Genomic DNA, 375 nt, shown 5'->3' with positions numbered 1-375 from the left:
TACCCAGGACTCGCACGACACCAATGCGTCGGCGACGATCGCGACCGAAGACTTCTCCGGCGCGTTCACCATCGGCAATACCAATTTGTATGGCGCTGACGGCGCCGGTGCGACCACGATCAACTACACGCTGGGCTTCCACACCGGCGTGGCCGACGGCGTCGACAGCGGGCTGACCCATGGCGGCAGCACGATCTACCTGTACGACGTCGGCGGCGTGATCACCGGTTCGACCTCGACGACCGCAGGCGGCATCAACGCCGGCAACACCGCGTTCACGCTCAGCGTCGACCTCACCACCGGCATCGTGACTCTGACGCAACTGGAGTCGATCGACCACTCGCAGACCGACACCTACAACGGCTCGTACATCAA

General features: G+C 63.7%; 1 protein-coding gene. It reads left to right on the top strand.

Translation table 11 applies throughout. The features are described 5' to 3' along the window. Positions 1 to 375: DUF5801 repeats-in-toxin domain-containing protein (locus tag ALC15_RS44460; RefSeq protein ID WP_157861004.1), on the top strand; the 375-nt coding region annotated here is incomplete at both ends.

This window comes from Bradyrhizobium viridifuturi, from assembly GCF_001238275.1.
GTDB classification, from domain to species: domain Bacteria; phylum Pseudomonadota; class Alphaproteobacteria; order Rhizobiales; family Xanthobacteraceae; genus Bradyrhizobium; species Bradyrhizobium viridifuturi.
This window is presented reverse-complemented; position numbering and strand designations above follow the sequence as displayed.